Source organism: Prescottella subtropica (assembly GCF_005434945.1).
Classification (GTDB): Bacteria; Actinomycetota; Actinomycetes; order Mycobacteriales; family Mycobacteriaceae; genus Prescottella; species Prescottella subtropica.
This window is the reverse complement of record NZ_SKCH01000003.1, coordinates 317,552-336,012: the sequence shown is the minus strand read 5'-3', so window position 1 is coordinate 336,012 and position 18,461 is coordinate 317,552. Positions and strand designations below refer to the sequence as shown.

Here is an 18,461-nt window from a genome sequence, read left to right as displayed (position 1 = left end):
ACGAGAACACCAATCGGCTCCTGCGGCACTGGTTCACCAAGGGCACCGATCTGTCCGGGCACGACGCGGCCGAGTTGAAGAGGGTCCAACACCTCCTCAACACCCGGCCTCGTCCCACCCTCGGCTACGACACCCCCGCCGACCGTCTCAACGCCCTCATCCAGGCCGATGTTGCCCTGACCGCTTGACTTCCCCGAGGGAAATCAGCGCTGACGCAGCAGCTTCGCCACCAGGATCGCCGACACCAGCAGGACGATCGCCGTCGCACCGGCCGCGATGTGCATGCCGTCGACGAACGCCTGCTGAGCCGTCTCGACGAACGCCGCAGACTGGTCCGCGGGCAGCGCCTTCGACACCTCGACCGCACCGCCGAGGGTGCCCTGCGCGACCTGCGTCTGCTCGTCGGTGAGCGCCGTGACGTCGAGTCCGCGGCGGAAGATCGCCAGCACGACGCTGCCGAGGACCGCGACACCGAGCGCGATACCGAGTTCGTAGGCGGTCTCCGAGACGGCCGACGCGGCACCGGCCCGCTCCGGTTCGACGGCGCCGACGACGAGGTCGTTGGTGAGGGTGAGCGCGACACCGATACCGGCACCGGCCAGCAGGAAGCCGAGCACGAATGCCTGCGGGCCGCTGTCGGCGCGCAGCGCGATCAGAGCGGCGGCACCGATCGCGGACACCACCAGGCCGACGCTCAGGACGCGGCTCGGCGACCAGCGGCGCACCAGCCAGGCCGCCGCGAGCGACGCGAACGCACTGACCAGGGTGCCCGGCAGCATCAGCAGACCCGCCTCGAGCGGGCTGTAGCCGAGGACCAGTTGCAGGTACTGCGAGCCGAAGAACAGCACACCGGCGAGCGCGAACACCGACAGCAGGTTCGTCACCACGGCCGTCGAGAACGCCGGACGCGCGAACAGGGACAGGTCGAGCATCGGGTCGGCGAGCGCCTTCTGGCGGCGGACGAAGATCCAGCCCGCGAACGCGCCGACGGCGCCGACCAGGGTGAACGTCCAGCTCGGCCCGTACACGGCGGTTTCCTTGACCGCGTACACCATCGGCACCAGCGCGAGCATCGACAGTCCGGCGCTGATCAGGTCGAAGCGGCCCGGGTTCGGGTCCTTCGACTCCGGGATCACCAGCGGACCGAGCGCGACGAGACCGATCATGACCGGGATGTTGATGAGGAACACCGAGCCCCACCAGTAGTGCTCGAGCAGCCAGCCGCCGACGAGCGGGCCGGCCGCGGCGCCACCACCGGCCATCGCACCCCACACGCCGATCGCGGTGGTGCGCTGCTGCGGGTTCACGAACATGGTGCGGATCAGGCCGAGGGTGGCCGGCATGAGCGTCGCACCCGCGACACCCTGCAGCACGCGCGCGAAGATCAGCATCTCCGGGCTCGACGACCAGGCCGCGATCAGCGACGCGAGACCGAACCCGACCGCACCGATCAGCAGCAGCCGACGGCGGCCGATCCGGTCACCGAGGGTGCCCATCGTGACCAGCAGGCCGGCCAGGACGAACGAATAGACGTCGATGATCCACAGCAGCTGCGTACTGCTCGGTGCCAGGTCCTCACTGATGAACGGCAACGCGAGGTCGAGCACCGTCGCGTCCACCGAGATCAGCAGCACCGCGAAGGCGAGCACGACCAGTCCGAGCCAGTCCTTGCGGCTCGCGGTCGCCTCGCGTGGATTCTGCAGCGTGTCCACGGACATGCTTCCACTCCCCGAAATTTGTCGTGCAATGAACAGGAACCGACCGGGGAGTTAACCGTCCAGCCGGTACAGTAGCCGCACCAGATTAGCACTCGACCGTCCAGCCGGTACAGTCGGCGCTATGGCATCAGACACACGGGATCGCATCCTCGACGCGCTCGAAACCCTGCTGCTCGACGTCGGCGTCGCCCAGGTGACGCTCGAGGCGGTCGCCGCGGGCGCCGGGGTTTCCAAGGGGGGCCTGCTCTACCACTTCCCCACCAAGGAGGCGCTGCTCGCGTCGATGGTGCGCCGACTCGGCGACCGTTCGGACCGGCAACTCGCGGACGCCGTCGCGCAGGGCCGCACCGTCTCCGAGATCTACCTGCAGTACCCGGTGGCCGAGACGGAAGAAGAGATCACGATGTTCCAGTCGATGCTCGCCGCGATGCGCAGCGCCGACGGACAGCACGACGAGGTGCAGCAGGCCGTCGCCGACGTCATGCGCTCGTGGGACGACGGACTGCTCGCCGAGATCGACGACCCCGTCCAGGCCGAGATCGTCCGGCTGGCCGGCGACGGCATCTATCTCGCCGCACTCCTGGGGCTGCCGCAGCCCGACCCGGACCTGCATCGCCGGGTCGTGCACCGACTGCTCGGCACCGACCCGGCGAACTGACTACGTCAGATAGCGGTACGCGGGCGTGCCCGGCTCGAGCTGCTCGACCTCGATACGCGAGCAGCGCATCCGCTCGAGCAGCGCCGACAGGCCGTCGGCCGAACCGAGCTCGATACCGACCAGCGCGGCCCCGGTCTCCCGATTGTTGCGCTTGACGTACTCGAACAGCGTGATGTCGTCGTCCGGGCCGAGGACCTGGTCGAGGAATCCGCGCAGCGCCCCCGGCTCCTGCGGGAAGTCCACCAGGAAGTAGTGCTTGAGCCCGAGGTGCACGAGCGACCGTTCCAGGATCTCGCCGTAGCGGGAGACGTCGTTGTTGCCGCCGGAGATCAGGCACACCACGGTGGACCCCGGCTCCACGTCCAGCGACGCGAGCGCCGTCACCGACAGCGCACCCGCCGGCTCGGCGATGATGCCCTCGTTCTGGTACAGCTCGAGCATCGCGGTGCAGATCGCACCCTCGTCGACCTGCGTCATCACGAACGGATCCCCGGCCCGACCGGCCGACGTCCCGGCGATCAGCGGCAGCTGCGAATGCGACACCACGTGCGCCCCGAACTGCGCCATCACCGCATACGGCAGATCGCCGACCCGCTTGACGGCGGCACCGTCGACGAACGGATCGACATCCGGCAGCGTCACCGGGCCGCCCGCGACAAGGGCCGCGGTCATCGACGCCGCCCCGACCGGTTCGACACCGACGATCGCCGTCTCCGGCGCCCGCTCGTTCAGGTACGTCGCGATACCGGCGATGCAGCCGCCGCCACCGACGGGGACGACGACGGTGGCCGGCGCCTGACCCAACTGGTCGAGGATCTCCGCGGCGATGGTGCCCTGACCGGCGGCCGTGCGCGGATCGTCGAACGGCGGCACCATCGTGGCACCCGTGCGCGCCACGTCAGCGGCCGCGGCGGCCGCAGCGGCGTCGTACGTCTCCCCCGTCGGGATCAGTTCGACGAAACCGCCACCGTGCACCATGATCCGGTCACGCTTCTGCTTCGGGGTGTTGGCGGGAACGTAGATACGGCCGTGTACGCCCATCGTGCGGCACGCGAACGCGACACCCTGCGCGTGGTTGCCGGCACTGGCGGTGACCACACCGGCGGCGCGTTCGGTGTCGCTGAGCTGAACCATGAGGTTGTAGGCGCCGCGGATCTTGTACGAGCGGACCATCTGCAGGTCCTCGCGCTTGAGGTAGACGCGGGCCCCGGTCAGCGTCGACAGCCGCTCACTGAACTGCAGCGGTGTCGCGTCGATAATGTGCGCAATTCGCTTCGCGGCCGCATCGATGTCGTCCGCGGTGAGCGCGGGCGAGGTTACCTTCGGATCTGCGAGCTTCGACGAATGAGACACTCCCGCATTTTCCCACCCCACGTGAGGCGCCGCACAACCGGGCCGATCCCGACAGCCGCGGGTCAGCCGCGCGGCGAGAACTGCGACGGCCGCGGCACGTTCCGCAGATTCGACTTCGCCATCCGCACCGCCTCCCCGACACCGCCGTTCATCACCACCTTCGACATCGCGAGCGCGAAGCCGCGCACCTGCCCACCGGTGATCTCCGGGGGCAGCGACAGCGCGTTCGGGTCGGTGACGACGTCGACGAGCGCCGGGCCGTCGTGCGCGAACGCGGCCCGCAGGCCGTCCTCGATGTCCGCCGGATTCTCGATGCGCCGGGAGAAGATGCCGAGCGCCGCCGCGACGGCCGCGTAGTCGACCGACGGCACATCCACCCCGAAATCGGGCAGGCCGTCGACGAGCATCTCGATGCTTGACCATGCCGAACGTCGAATTGTCGAATACCACAATTTTCGCCGGCAGCCGGTATGCCGCGACAGTGATCAGTTCGCCGAGCAGCATCGCCAGGCCGCCGTCACCGCACATCGCGACCACCTGCCGGTCCGGCTGGGCGACCTGCGCGCCGATCGCGTGCGGCAACGCGTTCGCCATCGACCCGTGCAGCGCCGACGACAGGAACCGGCGCCGCCCGTTCGGAGTGAGGTAGCGGGCCGTCCACACGTTGCACATGCCGGTGTCGGCGGTGAAGATCGCGTCGTCGGCGGCGACGTCGTCGAGGATCGACGCCGCGTACTCGGGGTGGATCGGGGTCCGCTGTTCCACCGGATCGGTGTAGGCGCCGACGACCTTGTCCATGAGCATCCGGTGCCGGTCGAGGCTCCGGTCCAGGAAGCCCCGATCGGTCTTGCGCTGCACCAGCGGGATCAGCGCTCGCAGCACCGAACGGCTGTCGCCGTGCACCGCGAGATCGACGCCGGTGCGGCGCCCCAGTGTCCGGGCGTCGACGTCGATCTGCGCAGTCCGCACGTCGTCGGGCAGGAACTGGTCGTACGGGAAATCGGTGCCGACGAGGACCAGCAGGTCCGCCCCGTGCATGCCGTCGTGCGCGGCGCCGTACCCGAGCAGCCCGGTCATGCCGACGTCGAACGGGTTGCCGTACTGGATCCACTCCTTGCCGCGCAGGCTGTGCCCGATCGGCGCCCCGATCAGGTCCGCGAGCGTCAGCAGATCGTCACGGGCGCCGCGTATCCCGGCGCCGGCGAAGATCGCGACGGCCGACGCCGCGTCGATCGCGGCCGCGAGGGCCCGCACGTCCGTGTCGGCGGGCACGACCGCCGGCGCCGCGGTCCGCACCAGCGGCGGCGGGGTGCCGTGCGCGGATTCGGCGGCGACATCGCCGGGCAGGGTGACGACGGAGACACCCGGACCGGCGATCGCATGCTGCATCGCACTCTGCACCACCCGCGCCGACTGTGCGGGGCTGCTGACCAATTCGGCGTACTGCGCGCATTCGACGAACAACCGATCCGGGTGCGTCTCCTGGAAGTATCCGGTCCCGATCTGCGTGCTCGGGATGTGCGACGCGATCGCCAGCACCGGGGCGCCCGAACGGTTCGCATCGAACAACCCGTTGATCAGATGCAGATTCCCCGGACCGCACGACCCCGCACACACCGCGAGTTCCCCGGTGATCTGCGCATCGGCGGACGCCGCGAACGCCGCCGCCTCCTCGTGCCGGACATGCACCCAGTCGACACCGCCGCGCCCGGAACCACCGGTGCGACGCACCGCGTCGACCACCGGATTCAGACTGTCCCCGACAATGCCGTAGACCCGACGCACCCCGGCATCGACGAGCTGGGAAACCAGTTGATCCGCAACAGTTCTCGATGCCATACCGAACCTCCGCAGTCGCTTCGGAAGGTGACGCACTCCCCTCGCACGCTAGCCGAAACCCGGGAGCACCGGGGGACAACTCCACAGACCGGTGACAGCGAAAGACTACGATGCACGCCGACACGCATGTCGCAGGCGTGCTTCCGGTGTTCCACCGGTTCGATCGAGGGGTGGGTTGATGACTTTTCCGCTGTTGTCCAAGGGACAGAACATGACGCTTCCCGGCGACGTGTCGCACGTCGACGTGGTGCTCGGATGGACCGATTCGACCGTCGAGATCGACGCTTCGGCGTTGCTCCTGGGTGAGGATCGGAAGGTCCGGTCGGACGCGGACTTCGTCTTCTACAACCAGCCCGAGTCCTCGGACGGTTCGATCCGGTTCCTCGGGACCGGCGCCACGACGGAAGGAGCGCAGGCCCGGATCGCGATCGATCTCTCGACGGTCCCCGACGACGTCCACACCGTCGCACTGGCCGGCAGCATCGCGACCGGCGTGTTCGGTGACCTCGGCAAACTCACCCTCCGTGTCCTCGACGGGGCCGGGCACACGCTCGCAGAGCATGCCACCGCGGACGCCACCACGGAGTCCGCGCTCGTGTTCGGCGAGGTGTACCGCCGGAACGGCGAGTGGAAGGTCCGCGTCGTCGGGCAGGGCTGGGATTCCGGACTGTCCGGTCTCGCAACCGATTTCGGTGTCACCGTCGACGACGACCCCGCAGATACAGACATCGACGACACCGGTGGTGCCGTCGACACCGCGCCGGCCGCGGCCACCGAGGATCCGACGCCGACCGTCGGGACCTCCGCGCCGAAGGGCCGGGTGCGCACGTCCAAGAAGGTCGCGAAGAAGGTCACACTACGACCCCTCACTCTGGCCGAGGACGATGCGTGGCAGCCTGCCCGGCTGTTCTCGGTCGTCGGTGTCGGCACCGGGGACGAGCAGGAACGCCGCGCAACTTCCGCCCTGATTGCAACGATGCAGGCCGTGCGCCCGTTCGCGCGTGCACTGTGCGCCCGGATGGGTGCGCCCGCCGGTGCGTTCGAAGGGTACGTGGAGGTCCGGTACGAACGCGGGGACACGAAGGTCATCCCCGACGCCGTCCTGAAGGTGTCCCGCGGAAGCCGGTTGTGGACCGGACTGCTCGAAGTCAAGACCGGCAACGGCAGGCTCAAGAAGGAACAACTCGAGAGCTACCTCGACGTGGCCCGGAAACAGAAGTACGACGTGGTCGTCAGCCTGTCGAACGATGTTCCCGCCAGTGCCGGGGAACTGCCCGTCGAGGTCGACCGCCGCAAGCTCGCCAAGGTCGCGTTGCGGCATCTGTCGTGGTCCGAGGTCGCCCACGAGGCCCGGGTCCTGCTCACCCACGGCGGACTCGACGACGAACTGCAGATGTGGATACTCTCCGAGTTCCTGCGCTACCTCGAACATCCCCGTTCCGGCGCAACCGAACTCGTCGACATGGGCCGCCACTGGGCCACCGTCCGCGACGGGGTCACCGCGGGCACGCTCCGGGCCGGTGACCAGAAAGCCCTCGCGGTCGCCGACACCTGGGCCTCCGTCGCACGGCATCTGGCCCTGCGACTGACCGCCGAACTCGGCGTCACCGTCAAGCACGTCCTCCCCCGCAAGTACAGCCAGGACCCGGCGGCCCGGAATGCCGCGATCTCGGAACGGTTGGCCACAGAAGGGGTCTTCGAAGCCGTCCTCCGGATACCGGAAACCGCCGGTGACCTGATCGTGGTCGCGGATGTCCGCACCAACAAGATCCGCTGCCGCACGAAGGTTGCGGCCCCGGACGAAGGCACGCCGGGAAAGCGCCTGTCGTGGCTCCTCAAACAACTCAAGGACGCGCCCGGCGACATCCAGGTCGAAACAGTGTTCTCGGAACGCGGGCACGAGACGTGCGAACTGCTCGACACGGTGCGCGCGAACCCGAAGGTCCTGACCGACGGCCGGAGCGGGGACGTCGTGTCCTTCGGTCTCGAGCAGACGTTCCCGATGGGCAGTCGGCGTTCCGGAACAGCGGCCAGCTTCGTCACCAGCGTGACCACGTCGACGGACACCTTCTACGGCAGTGTGGTACAGCGACTCCGGGAGTGGGTGCCGGCGGCGCCCAAGCAGTCCGACACGCCGCCGTCGCATCCGGACGCACCGAGCACGCAGGAAGCAGACTGATGCACACCACTTCCTCGCCGGTCGCGGTCAGGCGCCCGGCGCGGGGGTGAGCACGAACACCGGGATCTGCCGGTCGGTCTTCTTCTGGTACTCGGCGTAGTCCGGCCACGCCTGCACGGCCCGTTCCCACCACTGTGCTTTCTCGTCGCCGGCGACCTCGCGGGCGGTCATGTCCTGCTTGACGGTGCCGTCCTGCAGTTCGACGTGCGGATCGGCGACGATGTTGTGGTACCAGACGGGATGTTTGGGGGCACCGCCGAGCGAGGCGACGACCGCGTACTGCCCGTCGTGTTCGACGCGCATGAGCGGTGTCTTGCGGAGTTTGCCGGACTTGGCGCCTGTGGTCGTGAGCACGATGACGGGTTTGCCCTGCATCATCGTGCCCTCGGTGCCGCCGGAACGCTCGTACAGGTCGACCTGGTCGGCGGCCCACGAGGCGGGGCTGGGTTCGTATTCACCGGTGAGTGGCATGTCCCGAGTACACACCTCGCGCATGATCTGCACCACTCGAACGCCCGGAACCAGCGGTTTCTTCCGGCCGTCCCCAATTGTTCGCTGGACCGAACTTCTCGTCGCGGCTAGGGTGAACATCATGACCACGACCGTCGACATCGCAGGCACCGCGTGGCCGCTCTACAAGCTCGAGGCGGTCGCCTCGGCCCTGGTCGTGTTCGTCCTGGCGCTCGCCGTCACGCAGGTCCTGCAGACCGCGGTGCTCACCGCGGCCGCCGTCGCCGTCGCCGTGTGGTGGGTGCGACGTGTCGTGCTGACCCGTCGCACCGTCGAATCCTCCTGGTAATTGCCGCAATTGCCGTAACGTTCGGGCGATGAGCCCACCGCGTGCCGACACCGGAATCCGTGCACGGAACCTGGCCCGTGCGTTCGGATCGGTGCACGCGGTCCGCTCGATGGACGTCGACGCCCACCCCGGCGAGGTCACCGCGCTCATCGGCCCCAACGGTTCCGGCAAGACCACCCTGCTGCTGATGCTGGCGTCGCTGCTGCGTCCCGACTCCGGCACCATCGACATCTGCGGGCACGATCCGCTCACCGAACCGGCGGCCGTGCGCGCCCTGCTCGGCTGGATGCCCGACACGCTCGGCGTGTGGGAGTCGCTGACCGCCGGTGAGATCCTCACCTCGATCGGACGCCTCTACGGCCTCACCACCGCCGCCGCGCGCAGCCGTGCCGGCGACCTCCTCGACACCGTCGCGCTGACCGCCCTCGCCCGCACCCCCGCCCGCGCCCTGTCCCGCGGCCAGCAGCAGCGTCTGTCGCTGGCCCGCGCCCTCGTGAACGACCCGCAGGTGCTGCTGCTCGACGAACCCGCGTCCGGCCTCGATCCCGGCGCCCGGATCGACCTGCGGATCCTGTTGCGCCGCCTGGCCTCCGAGGGCCGCACCGTCGTCGTCAGCTCGCACGTCCTGTCCGATCTCGACGACACCGCCGACCGTGCCGTGTTCGTCGCCGACGGGCGCACCGTGCGGATGCAGACCATCGCCGAGGCCGGCGCCCAGGCCCGCCGCTTCGTCGTGCGCGCCCTCGACCCGGTGGCCCTCGACGCCGCACTCGACCGGGCCGGATGCCGGGTCGGCCCGTCCACCGACCGGCGGCCCGGCGACCGGGTGATCCTCGTCGACGACGAGACGGGGGCCGCCGACATGCTGCGCGCCCTCGTCGCCGACGGTGTCGCCGTCACCGAATTCGCGCCCGCCACCGGCATGTGGGAGCAGACGTACCTGAGCATGCAGGAGGAATTGCGGTGACCGGCACAGCGGTACGGACCCGGCCGACGCTCGGCTACCTCGACGGCGTGCTGACGGTGTTCGATCTCGAGTTCCGGCAGCGCCTGCGCACCCGCGGCTGGTATGTGCTGCTGCTCGTGTGGTTCCTACTGGTCTGCGGCGTCACCGTGCTCGGCGAGGCCACCGCGCACGCCGACGACATGTCCGGACAGTTCCTGTTCGAACTGGTCGTCGGGTTCGTGTTGGTGTTCGCGCTGCTGGTGGTGCCGGCAGTGTCGGCGAACGCGATCAGCGGGGACCGGGCGTCCGGGACCCTGGCGATCCTGCAGAACACGCTGCTCACCCCCGGGCAACTGCTGTGGGGCAAGTGGCTCGCCGCGTGGGCCGCGTCGCTGACGTTCCTGCTCGTGGCCGCGCCCGCCCTCGTGTGGTCGGTGATCAGCGGCGGCGTCCACGCCGCGAGCCTGCCGGTGTTCGTGCTGATGGTGGCACTCGAACTCGGCCTGATGTGCGCGATCGGCATCGGCATCTCCGCCCGCTCGCACCGTCCCCTGTTCGCGGTCACCGCCACATATCTGCTGGTGGCGGCGTTCACGGTGGGCACCCCGATCGCGTTCGGGCTGGGTTCCGCGCTGGCCCGCGAGGACGTCGAGGTGCCCCGCGTCGTCGGCTGGGATTCGACGCCGGACGGCGACCACTACGTGTGCAGCCCCACCGAGACCACCACCCGCACCGTGCTGCACACCGAGCGCACCGCCTGGATGCTCGCGGCCAACCCGTTCGTCGTCGTCGCCGACGCCGTCCCGAAGCCGCCGCGGTACTCCGACGACTTCGGGGTCATGGGGTCACTCGGTGCGAGCGTGCGGGACGCCCAGCGCGGCGGCCTCGCGGACATCCCGTGCGTGTCCGGCCGGAACCCGGCGACCGCCGACGCACCGGGCCCGATCTGGCCGCTCGGGGTGGGCCTGCAGGCCGTGGTCGCCGGTCTCGTGCTCACGGCCGGGTACCGCCGGCTCCGCACCCCGATGGGCACCCTGCCCACCGGTATGCGGGTGGCGTGACGGCCTCGTCTATCCCGCCAGGCAGCTCGGCCCGAGCAGGGCCTTGAGGTCACCCATCAGCGACGACGACGGCTCCACCCGCAGCATGTCGTCGACCTTCCACAGCGATGTGCCGCGGGATCCGATGAGCTTGACGTGCACGTCCGCGGTCCCGGGATGCCGGGACAGCACCTGCCGGAGCGCGCCGAGCTTCTCCTGGGTGCACTGCCGCACCGGCAGGCTCACCGCGACCGGTTTGGCGACCCCGATCGCCGACAGGTCCGGCACCGCGAGATCGTTCGCGATCAGCGACACCCGGTCGTCGCGGACCGACACGCGGGCCTTGACGAGCACCACCGCGTCCTCGACGACGTCCATGCCGTACACCGAGTAGGACTGCGGGAAGAACAGCACCTCGATACCGCCGGACAGATCCTCGAGCTGCGCCGACGCCCACGTCAGACCGTTCTTGTTGATCCGTCGGTTCACCGACGCGAGGATGCCGCCGACCGTGACCTGTGTGCCGTCCTTGATGTCGCCCTCGAGGATCGTCGGGATCGACGTGTCCGACTGCGCGGCCAGCACGTGCTCGACGCCGGTGAGCGGGTGCCCGGACACGTACAGGCCCAGCATCTCCCGTTCGAGGGCGAGCTTGTGTTTGGTGTCCCACTCCTCGCCTGGCACCTTGACGTCGAACACCGAGGTGATCGACTCGTCGGCGTCGTCCCCGCCGAACAGGTCGAACTGGCCCATCGCCTCGGCCTTCTTGGTGCCCATCACCGCGTCGATCGCGTCGGCGTGCACCAGCAGCAGACCCTTGCGGGGATGGTTCAGGGAGTCGAATCCGCCTGCCTTGATCAGGGATTCGGTGACCTTCTTCGAGCACGCCAGCGCGTCGATCTTGTTGAGATAGTCGGAGAAGTCGGCGAACGCCCCCTTCTCCTCGCGGGCCGTGATGATCGAGCCCACCACGTTGGCGCCGACGTTGCGGACCGCGCCGAGACCGAACCGGATGTCCTCGCCGACCGACGCGAAGTCCACGCGGGACGCGTTGACGTCCGGCGGCAGCACCGTGATGCCCATCTTCCGGCAGTCCGACAGGTAGATCGCGGCCTTGTCCTTGTCGTCGCCGACGGAGGTGAGCAGACCGGCCATGTACTCGGCCGGATAGTTCGCCTTGAGATACGCCGTCCAGAACGACACCAGACCGTAGCCGGCGGCGTGCGACTTGTTGAACGCGTAACCGGCGAACGGCAGGATCGTGTCCCACAGTGCCTTGATCGCGGGCTCGGAGAAGTCGTTGTTCAGCATGCCCTCGCGGAAGCCGGCGTACGCCTCCTCCAGTACCGACAGCTTCTTCTTACCCATCGCTCGACGCAGAATGTCTGCCTGTCCCAGCGAGTAGCCGGCCACCTTCTGAGCGATCTGCATGATCTGCTCCTGGTAGACGATCAGACCGAAGGTGTCCTCGAGGATGTCCTTCAGCGGCTCCTCGAGTTCCGGGTGGATCGGCTTGACGTCCTGCCGCCCGTTCTTGCGGTCGGCGTAGTCGTTGTGCGCGTTCATGCCCATCGGACCCGGGCGGTACAGCGCCAGGACGGCGACGATGTCCTCGAAGCCGGTGGGCTGCATGCGGCGCAGCAGATCCCGCATCGCGCTGCCGTCGAGCTGGAACACGCCGAGCGTGTCACCGCGGGCCAGCAGCTCGTACGTGGCCGGATCCTCGAGCGGCAGCGTGTCCAGGTCGATGTCGATGCCACGGTTGGCCTTGATGTTCTCGATCGCGTCACCGATGACGGTGAGGTTGCGCAGACCGAGGAAGTCCATCTTGAGCAGGCCGATGGCCTCACACGACGGGTAGTCCCAGCCGGTGATGATCGCGCCGTCCTGCGCGCGCCGCCACACCGGGATGGCGTCGGTGAGCGGCTCGCACGACATGATGACCGCGCACGCGTGCACGCCGGCGTTGCGGATCAGGCCTTCGAGGCCCTTCGCGGTCTGGTAGATCTTCGCGACGTCCGGGTTGGAGTCGATGAGCGCCCGGACCTCGGCGGCCTCCTTGTAGCGCTCGTGCTCGGGGTCGGTGATGCCGGACACCGAGATGTCCTTCGCCATGATCGGCGGCGGCAGCGCCTTGGTGATCTGGTCGGCGATCGCGAACCCGGGCTGACCGAACTGGACGCGGGCCGAGTCCTTGATCGCGGCCTTCGTCTTGATGGTGCCGAAGGTGATGACCTGGGCGACCTTGTCGGTGCCCCACTTCTCCGACGCGTAGCGCACCATCTCACCGCGGCGACGATCGTCGAAGTCGATGTCGATATCGGGCATCGACACGCGCTCGGGGTTGAGGAACCGCTCGAACAGCAGACCGTGCGGGATCGGGTCGATGTTGGTGATGCCCATCGCGTACGCGACGAGCGACCCGGCCGCCGACCCACGACCCGGGCCGACCCGGATCCCGACGTCGCGGGCATGGTTGATGAGGTCGCCGACGACGAGGAAATAGGCGGGGAAGCCCATCTCGTTGATGACGCCGATCTCGTAGTCGGCGCGTTCGAGGTAGTCCTGCGGCGGCCCGGACGGGAACCGGCGGTCCAGGCCGCGCAGCACCTCGTGCCGCAGGTAGCTCTGCTGCGTGTGACCGTCGGGCACCGGGAAGATCGGCATCCGGTCGCGGTGCTGCCACACCTCGTCGTACGACTGCACCCGCTCGCCGATGAGCATCGTGTTGTCACACGCGCCGGGGACCTCCGCGTCCCACAGTGCCCGCATCTCGTCGGCCGACTTCAGGTAGTAGCCGTCACCGTCGAACTTGAACCGCGTCGGATCCGACAGTGTCTTACCGGTCTGGATGCACAGCAGCGCCTCGTGGTTCTCGGCGGCATCCTTCGTCACGTAGTGGCAGTCGTTGGTGGCGATCGGACGGATGTCGAGCTTGCGGCCGATCTCGAGCAGCCCCTCCCGGACCCGGCGTTCGATGGACAGGCCGTGATCCATCAGTTCGAGGAAGAAGTTGTCCTTGCCCCAGATCTCCTGCCACTTCGCGGCCGCCTCGAGCGCCTCGCGGTCGTGGCCGAGCCGCAGCCGGGTCTGGATCTCCCCCGACGGGCAGCCGGTGGTGGCGATGATGCCCTCGGCGTGCGTCGCGATCAGGTCCTCGTCCATGCGCGGCCACTTGCCGAGCTGCCCCTCGATCGACGCGAGCGACGACAGCTTGAACAGGTTCCGCAGCCCGGTCGCGTTCTCGGCGACCATCGTCATGTGCGTGTACGCGCCGGAGCCGGACACGTCGTCGGATTTCTGGCCCGGATCGCCCCACAGGACACGTTTGGTGTTGAACCGGGACTCCGGCGCGATGTACGCCTCGATACCGATGATCGGTTTGATGCCGTGCTTCTTGGCGGCGTTGTAGAACTCGCTGGCGCCGTACATGTTGCCGTGGTCGGTCATGCCGACCGCGGTCATCCCGAGACGTTCGGCCTCCGCGAACAGCGGGCCGACCTTTGCCGCACCGTCGAGCATCGAGTACTCGGTGTGATTGTGCAGGTGAACGAACGAGTCAGCCACGCGTGCCTCTCTGGGTATCGGCGGGGAGTGCCGGCGAATGCGTCCGGCCCCGGGGTCGGCGGGTTCGAGTCTAGGCCGTCGCGCCGACCGGTTCGGCCACCCCGGACTGCGCGGCGCGCGCGGCCCGCGACCGGCGTGCCCGCACCAGCGCGTCGGTCGTGAAGACGACGAGCGCCACCCAGATCAGCGCGAACCCGGCCCAGCGGGACGGCGGCATCACCTCGTGCATCACGGCCACCCCCCACACCATCTGCAGGGCCGGTGTCAGGTACTGCAGGATGCCGAGCGTCGTCAGCGGAATGCGCTGCGCGGCCGCCCCGAACAGCAGCAGCGGAACCGCGGTGACCGGTCCGGCGGCCAGGAGCAGCAGGCTGTGCCCGGCGCCGTGGCCGAAGAAGGTTCCGGTTCCGCCCGCCGCGAGCACCACGAGGTAGCCGACCGCGAACGGCGCCGCGACGACACCCTCCGCCGTCAGGCTGGTCCGCGGGTCGAGCGGCACCACCTTCTTCACCACCGCGTACGCCGAGAACGACACCGCCAACGTCAACGCCACGACCGGCGGCTGCCCGTAGTCGACGGTGATGATCACCACCGCGATCGCGGCGACGGCCAGCGCCACGATCTGCGCCCGCCGCAGCCGCTCCCGGAAGAACACGACACCGAACAGCACACTCACCAGCGGATTGATGAAATATCCGAGCGCCGCCTCCACCACGTGCCCGGACACGACGGCATACACGTAGACACCCCAGTTGATGCCGACCGCGACGGTCCCGGCGGTCACCAACAGCCACGTGCGCCGGCCCAGGCCGCGCAACGTCGCGAGCCGGCCCAGGACCGCGAGCAGGATCAGCATCACGACCACCGTCCACACCATCCGGTGCGCGAGAATCTCGAGCGCACCGGCCGGCGCCAACAGTCCGAAGAAGATCGGGAACGCGCCCCACAGCACATTGGCTCCGAGTCCGGAAGCCAGGCCGACGGATTCCTCGGAACGGGAGCGCTGCATCACATCCATCGACGCTAGACCTCGGGCTACTGTGACTCCGCACGCACCGCAGCCGGCAGGAGAGACGAGTGACGACCACCACGAACCACCACCGGCGGTGGCCGCGCCGGCTCGCGTGGACCGCCGGGACCCTGCTGGTCCTCGGCGCCGGGGCCGCGGTCGCGTTCGTCACCGACCCACGGCCCGGTGCGCTGCTGGTGCGGGCCGTGTTCGACCGCAGTGCACGACAGACGACCGACGCGCTCACCGCGCACGCCCCGTCCGGCGTCGACGCGATCACCGGTGTGCAGTACCGCGACGGCGACGACGACGCCTACCTCGACGTGTACTTCCCGGCGGAGCTGTCCGGGACCGCCGACGCGCTGCCCACCGTGATCTGGACGCACGGCGGCGCCTGGATCTCCGGGCACCGCACCAACTACGCCACCTACTACGAGTTGCTCGCCGACGCCGGATTCACCGTGGTCTCCGTCGACTACTCGGTGGGTCCCGAGCACCGGTATCCGACCGCGGTCGCGCAGTTGCGGGACGCCCACGCCTACGTCCTCGCGAATGCCGCACGCCTGCACGTCGACCCGGACCGGATCGTGCTCGCCGGCGACTCGGCGGGCGCGCAGCTGTCGAGTCAGCTCGCGGCCGTCGCCACCAGCGACGACTACGCCCGCGAGATCGGGATCGTGTCGGCGCTGCGGCCCGAGCAGCTGCGCGGGGTGGTCCTGAACTGCGGCATCTACGACGTGCCGAACATGGTCGGCGGTCCCGGCGTCATCGGCTGGGGCACCGAACAGTCCGTCTGGGCGTACACCGGCAGCAAGGACGTCGACGACTCCCCCGCGGTCGCGCAGATGTCGACGCTGCGCCACGTCACCGCGGACTTCCCGCCCGCCTACATCTCCGGCGGGAACGCCGACCCGCTCACTCCGAAACAGTCCAAAGCCCTGGCCGCGAGACTGACCGGGCTCGGGGTGGACGTGACCACCCTGTTCTTCCCCGACGACCACGAGCCGCCGCTCGCCCACGAATACCAGTTCGACCTCGACACCGCCGACGGCCGCACCGCCCTCGACCGGACGATCGAGTTCCTGCGCAAGCACACCACCGACAGCTGACGGCTCAGGTGCCGGGCACCGGGCCGTCGTCCGGACCCGGCACCGCCGCGACCGTCTGCGACGGCAGCAGCGGGGTCACCGCGAACGCGCCGGCGACCGCGTCGGCGGGCAGCGCCTCCACCGCCCGCACCCCGTCGGCGTCCGCCATCTCGAGGAGCCGTTCGGGGGTCGCGCGGACCGTCGCGCCGACGACGCACGCGCAGCCGGCGGACAGCTGCGCCGCCGTATACGCCGCGACCGCGGATGCCCGGTCGCTTCCGGGGATCGACGCCGTCAGCCGCGCGGACGCCACCGCGGGCGCCCGGCGCACCGCCTCCGGATCTGCGCCCACCGGGATCGCCGCGAGCGGGGTCTGCACCCGGTCGAGCGGAACCTGCAACAACACCTGGGAGACCCGGACACCACCGACCACCGCGAGCAGGCCGTCGGCGGTGACGGGTGCACCCAGGGACACCAACGCCCAGCGCTCTGCCGCGTCGTCGCTCGTGTCCGTGAGGCTCGCCCGCGCCCGGTCGACGTACTCCGGGACCGGCTCGCCCGAGTCCGGACCGAGCCGGTCCGTCGAGATCCGCGCCGCCGGAACGGGATTCGCGGCACCCAGGGCGACTACGACGGCGACCAGAGCGCCCGCGACGACCGCGGCGGCAGCACCCGACCGGACCGGGTCCGAGCTCATGATTCCCGCAGGACCCCGAGTGCGTGCTGCAGATCCTGCGGGTACTCGCTGGTGATCTCCACCCAGTGCCCGTCGGCAGGATGCGCGAAGCCCAGCGACCGCGCGTGCAGCCACTGCCGTTCCAGTCCGAGCCGTTCCGCGAGCCGCGGATCGGCGCCGTACGTGAGGTCACCGCAGCACGGGTGCCGCAGCGCCGAGAAATGCACGCGGATCTGATGCGTGCGTCCCGTCTCGAGGTGGATGTCGAGCAGGCTCGCCGCCTGGAACGCCTCCACCGTGTCGTAGTGCGTGACGCTCGGCTTGCCGTCGCGGGTGACCGTGAACTTCCAGTCGTTGCTGCGGTGCCGGCCGATCGGCGCGTCGATCGTGCCGCTGCTCGGATCCGGATGCCCCTGCACCAGTGCGTGATACCGCTTGTCGATGGTGCGCTGCTTGAACGCCCGTTTGAGGGCGGTGTACGCCCGCTCCGACGTCGCGACCACCATCACACCGGACGTGCCGACGTCGAGGCGGTGCACGATGCCCTGCCGCTCGTGCGCACCGGACGTCGAGATCCGGAAACCCGCCGCCGCGAGACCGCCGATGACCGTGGGACCGGTCCAGCCGACACTCGCGTGCGCCGCGACCCCGACCGGCTTGTCGACCGCGACGACATCGTCGTCGGCGTACAGGATCTCCATGCCCTCGACCGGTTCCGGGGTGATCGTCAGCGGCCGCGGCGGCTCGGGCAGCTCCACCTCCAGCCACGTGCCCGCCGTGAGACGATCCGACTTGCCGACCGGGGCGCCGTCGACGAGCACGGCCCCCTCCTCGGTGAGTGTGGCCACCGCGGTACGCGAGAGCCCGAGCAGACGTGCCAGACCGGCGTCGACGCGCATGGCGTCGAGTCCGTCAGGAACCGGCATCGAACGCATTTCCCTCATGCCGCATCCCCATTCCGAGAAGTCGATCCGCCGCCCGGTTCGATACCGAACAGCGTCAGTGCCACCAACAGGATCGCGCCGCACACGATCGCCGAGTCGGCGACGTTGAACACCGGCCACCAGCCCACGGAGACGAAGTCCACGACGTGGCCCTGCAGCGGTCCGGGCGAACGGAAGATCCGGTCCACCAGGTTACCGAGTGCGCCACCGAGCACGAGCCCCAGCCCCAACGCCCACCAGCGGGAACTGAGAGTGCGGCCGATCCGGACGACACCGATCACCACACCGACCGCCACGAACGTCAGCAGCCACGTCATCCCGGTGGCCATCGAGAACGCGGCCCCGGGGTTGCGGATGAGCGTCAACGTGACCGTGTCACCGATCACCTCGATCGGGTTGCGCGGATCGATGAACGCGACCGCCGCGATCTTCGTCACCAGATCCAGCGCGAACACCACCACTGCGATCCCGACCAGCAGCGTCGTCATCCGGCGGGCCGTCACCGATCGTCCGGGATCGTCGGGTCCGGGTGCAGTAAGGCCGGCGGGGTCGGGTACTACGGGATCGGGAATCGGGGCACGGTCCTCGCGCTCGTCACGGTCGTCACTCACCCCGCCATCATCCCCTACCCGGGAGACAGACCGG

14 protein-coding genes and 2 pseudogenes are annotated in these 18,461 nt (G+C 69.3%); 7 read left to right on the top strand and 9 right to left on the bottom strand.

Annotated features, from left to right (window positions below):
- Window positions 1-188: pseudogene (locus E0497_RS05915) on the top strand (IS30 family transposase); the annotation flags it as partial.
- Window positions 189-203: 15 nt separating this feature from the next.
- Here the strand turns inward: E0497_RS05915 and E0497_RS05910 are convergent.
- Window positions 204-1,718 (bottom strand): MFS transporter, encoded by a 1,515-nt coding sequence (locus E0497_RS05910; protein WP_137723834.1) that lies wholly within the window; start codon window positions 1,716-1,718, stop codon window positions 204-206.
- A gap of 121 nt (window positions 1,719-1,839) precedes the next feature.
- Between E0497_RS05910 and E0497_RS05905 the strand changes: the two genes are divergently transcribed.
- Entirely contained in the window at window positions 1,840-2,376 is a 537-nt protein-coding gene (locus E0497_RS05905) for a TetR/AcrR family transcriptional regulator (protein WP_137723833.1), read from the top strand.
- On the opposite strand, the gene ilvA is transcribed toward E0497_RS05905, so the two are convergent.
- Window positions 2,377-3,729, bottom strand: a complete 1,353-nt coding sequence (gene ilvA / locus E0497_RS05900; protein ID WP_137723832.1) for a threonine ammonia-lyase IlvA — start codon at window positions 3,727-3,729, stop codon at window positions 2,377-2,379.
- A 62-nt stretch (window positions 3,730-3,791) separates the two neighbouring features.
- Window positions 3,792-5,568, bottom strand: a pseudogene (locus E0497_RS05895) (pyruvate dehydrogenase).
- 178 nt (window positions 5,569-5,746) lie between these two features.
- Here E0497_RS05895 and E0497_RS05890 point away from each other — a divergent pair.
- Window positions 5,747-7,747, top strand: coding sequence for a TerD family protein (locus E0497_RS05890; RefSeq protein WP_137723831.1), 2,001 nt, complete (start codon window positions 5,747-5,749; stop codon window positions 7,745-7,747).
- A gap of 27 nt (window positions 7,748-7,774) precedes the next feature.
- Here E0497_RS05890 and E0497_RS05885 read toward each other — a convergent pair whose 3' ends face one another.
- Window positions 7,775-8,218 (bottom strand): nitroreductase family deazaflavin-dependent oxidoreductase, encoded by a 444-nt coding sequence (locus tag E0497_RS05885; protein WP_137723830.1) that lies wholly within the window; start codon window positions 8,216-8,218, stop codon window positions 7,775-7,777.
- A gap of 121 nt (window positions 8,219-8,339) precedes the next feature.
- On the opposite strand from E0497_RS05885, the gene E0497_RS05880 reads away from it, so the two are divergent.
- From E0497_RS05880 to E0497_RS05870, 3 genes are read left to right on the top strand one after another with little or no spacing between them, the layout of a single operon-like run.
- Window positions 8,340-8,546 carry a hypothetical protein gene (locus E0497_RS05880; RefSeq protein WP_137723829.1) on the top strand — a complete coding sequence of 69 codons (207 nt, stop codon included), beginning with the start codon at window positions 8,340-8,342 and terminating at the stop codon, window positions 8,544-8,546.
- Window positions 8,547-8,574: 28 nt separating this feature from the next.
- Window positions 8,575-9,513 carry an ABC transporter ATP-binding protein gene (locus tag E0497_RS05875; RefSeq protein WP_137723828.1) on the top strand — a complete coding sequence of 313 codons (939 nt, stop codon included), beginning with the start codon at window positions 8,575-8,577 and terminating at the stop codon, window positions 9,511-9,513.
- Window positions 9,510-10,553 (top strand): ABC transporter permease, encoded by a 1,044-nt coding sequence (locus E0497_RS05870; RefSeq protein WP_206663623.1) that lies wholly within the window; start codon window positions 9,510-9,512, stop codon window positions 10,551-10,553. The genes E0497_RS05875 and E0497_RS05870 overlap by 4 nt, the downstream gene beginning before the upstream one ends.
- 9 nt (window positions 10,554-10,562) lie before the next feature.
- Here E0497_RS05870 and dnaE read toward each other — a convergent pair whose 3' ends face one another.
- Together dnaE and rarD are read right to left on the bottom strand one after the other, a co-directional pair.
- Complete coding sequence (gene dnaE, locus E0497_RS05865; RefSeq protein ID WP_137723827.1) at window positions 10,563-14,099, bottom strand: DNA polymerase III subunit alpha; 3,537 nt, start codon at window positions 14,097-14,099, stop codon at window positions 10,563-10,565.
- A gap of 70 nt (window positions 14,100-14,169) precedes the next feature.
- A complete protein-coding gene (gene rarD / locus E0497_RS05860) occupies window positions 14,170-15,117 on the bottom strand; it encodes an EamA family transporter RarD (RefSeq protein ID WP_137723826.1) in 948 nt (315 codons plus the stop codon).
- Window positions 15,118-15,176: 59 nt separating this feature from the next.
- Here rarD and E0497_RS05855 point away from each other — a divergent pair, with 59 nt between their 5' ends.
- On the top strand, window positions 15,177-16,217 hold the full coding sequence (locus E0497_RS05855) for an alpha/beta hydrolase (protein ID WP_137723825.1): 1,041 nt from the start codon (window positions 15,177-15,179) through the stop codon (window positions 16,215-16,217).
- Window positions 16,218-16,221: 4 nt separating this feature from the next.
- On the opposite strand, the gene E0497_RS05850 is transcribed toward E0497_RS05855, so the two are convergent.
- The 3 genes from E0497_RS05850 to lspA are packed head-to-tail and all read right to left on the bottom strand — an operon-like array spanning window position 16,222 to window position 18,427.
- The gene (locus tag E0497_RS05850) at window positions 16,222-16,893 is read right to left on the bottom strand and encodes a hypothetical protein (RefSeq protein WP_137723824.1); all 672 of its coding nucleotides are present in this window, start codon (window positions 16,891-16,893) and stop codon (window positions 16,222-16,224) included.
- Entirely contained in the window at window positions 16,890-17,816 is a 927-nt protein-coding gene (locus E0497_RS05845; RefSeq protein ID WP_137723823.1) for an RluA family pseudouridine synthase, read from the bottom strand. Before E0497_RS05845 ends, E0497_RS05850 begins: the two co-directional genes overlap by 4 nt.
- Window positions 17,813-18,427: a signal peptidase II gene (gene lspA, locus E0497_RS05840; protein WP_137723822.1), complete on the bottom strand. Its 615-nt coding sequence runs from the start codon at window positions 18,425-18,427 to the stop codon at window positions 17,813-17,815. Before lspA ends, E0497_RS05845 begins: the two co-directional genes overlap by 4 nt.
- Window positions 18,428-18,461 lie beyond the last annotated feature (34 nt).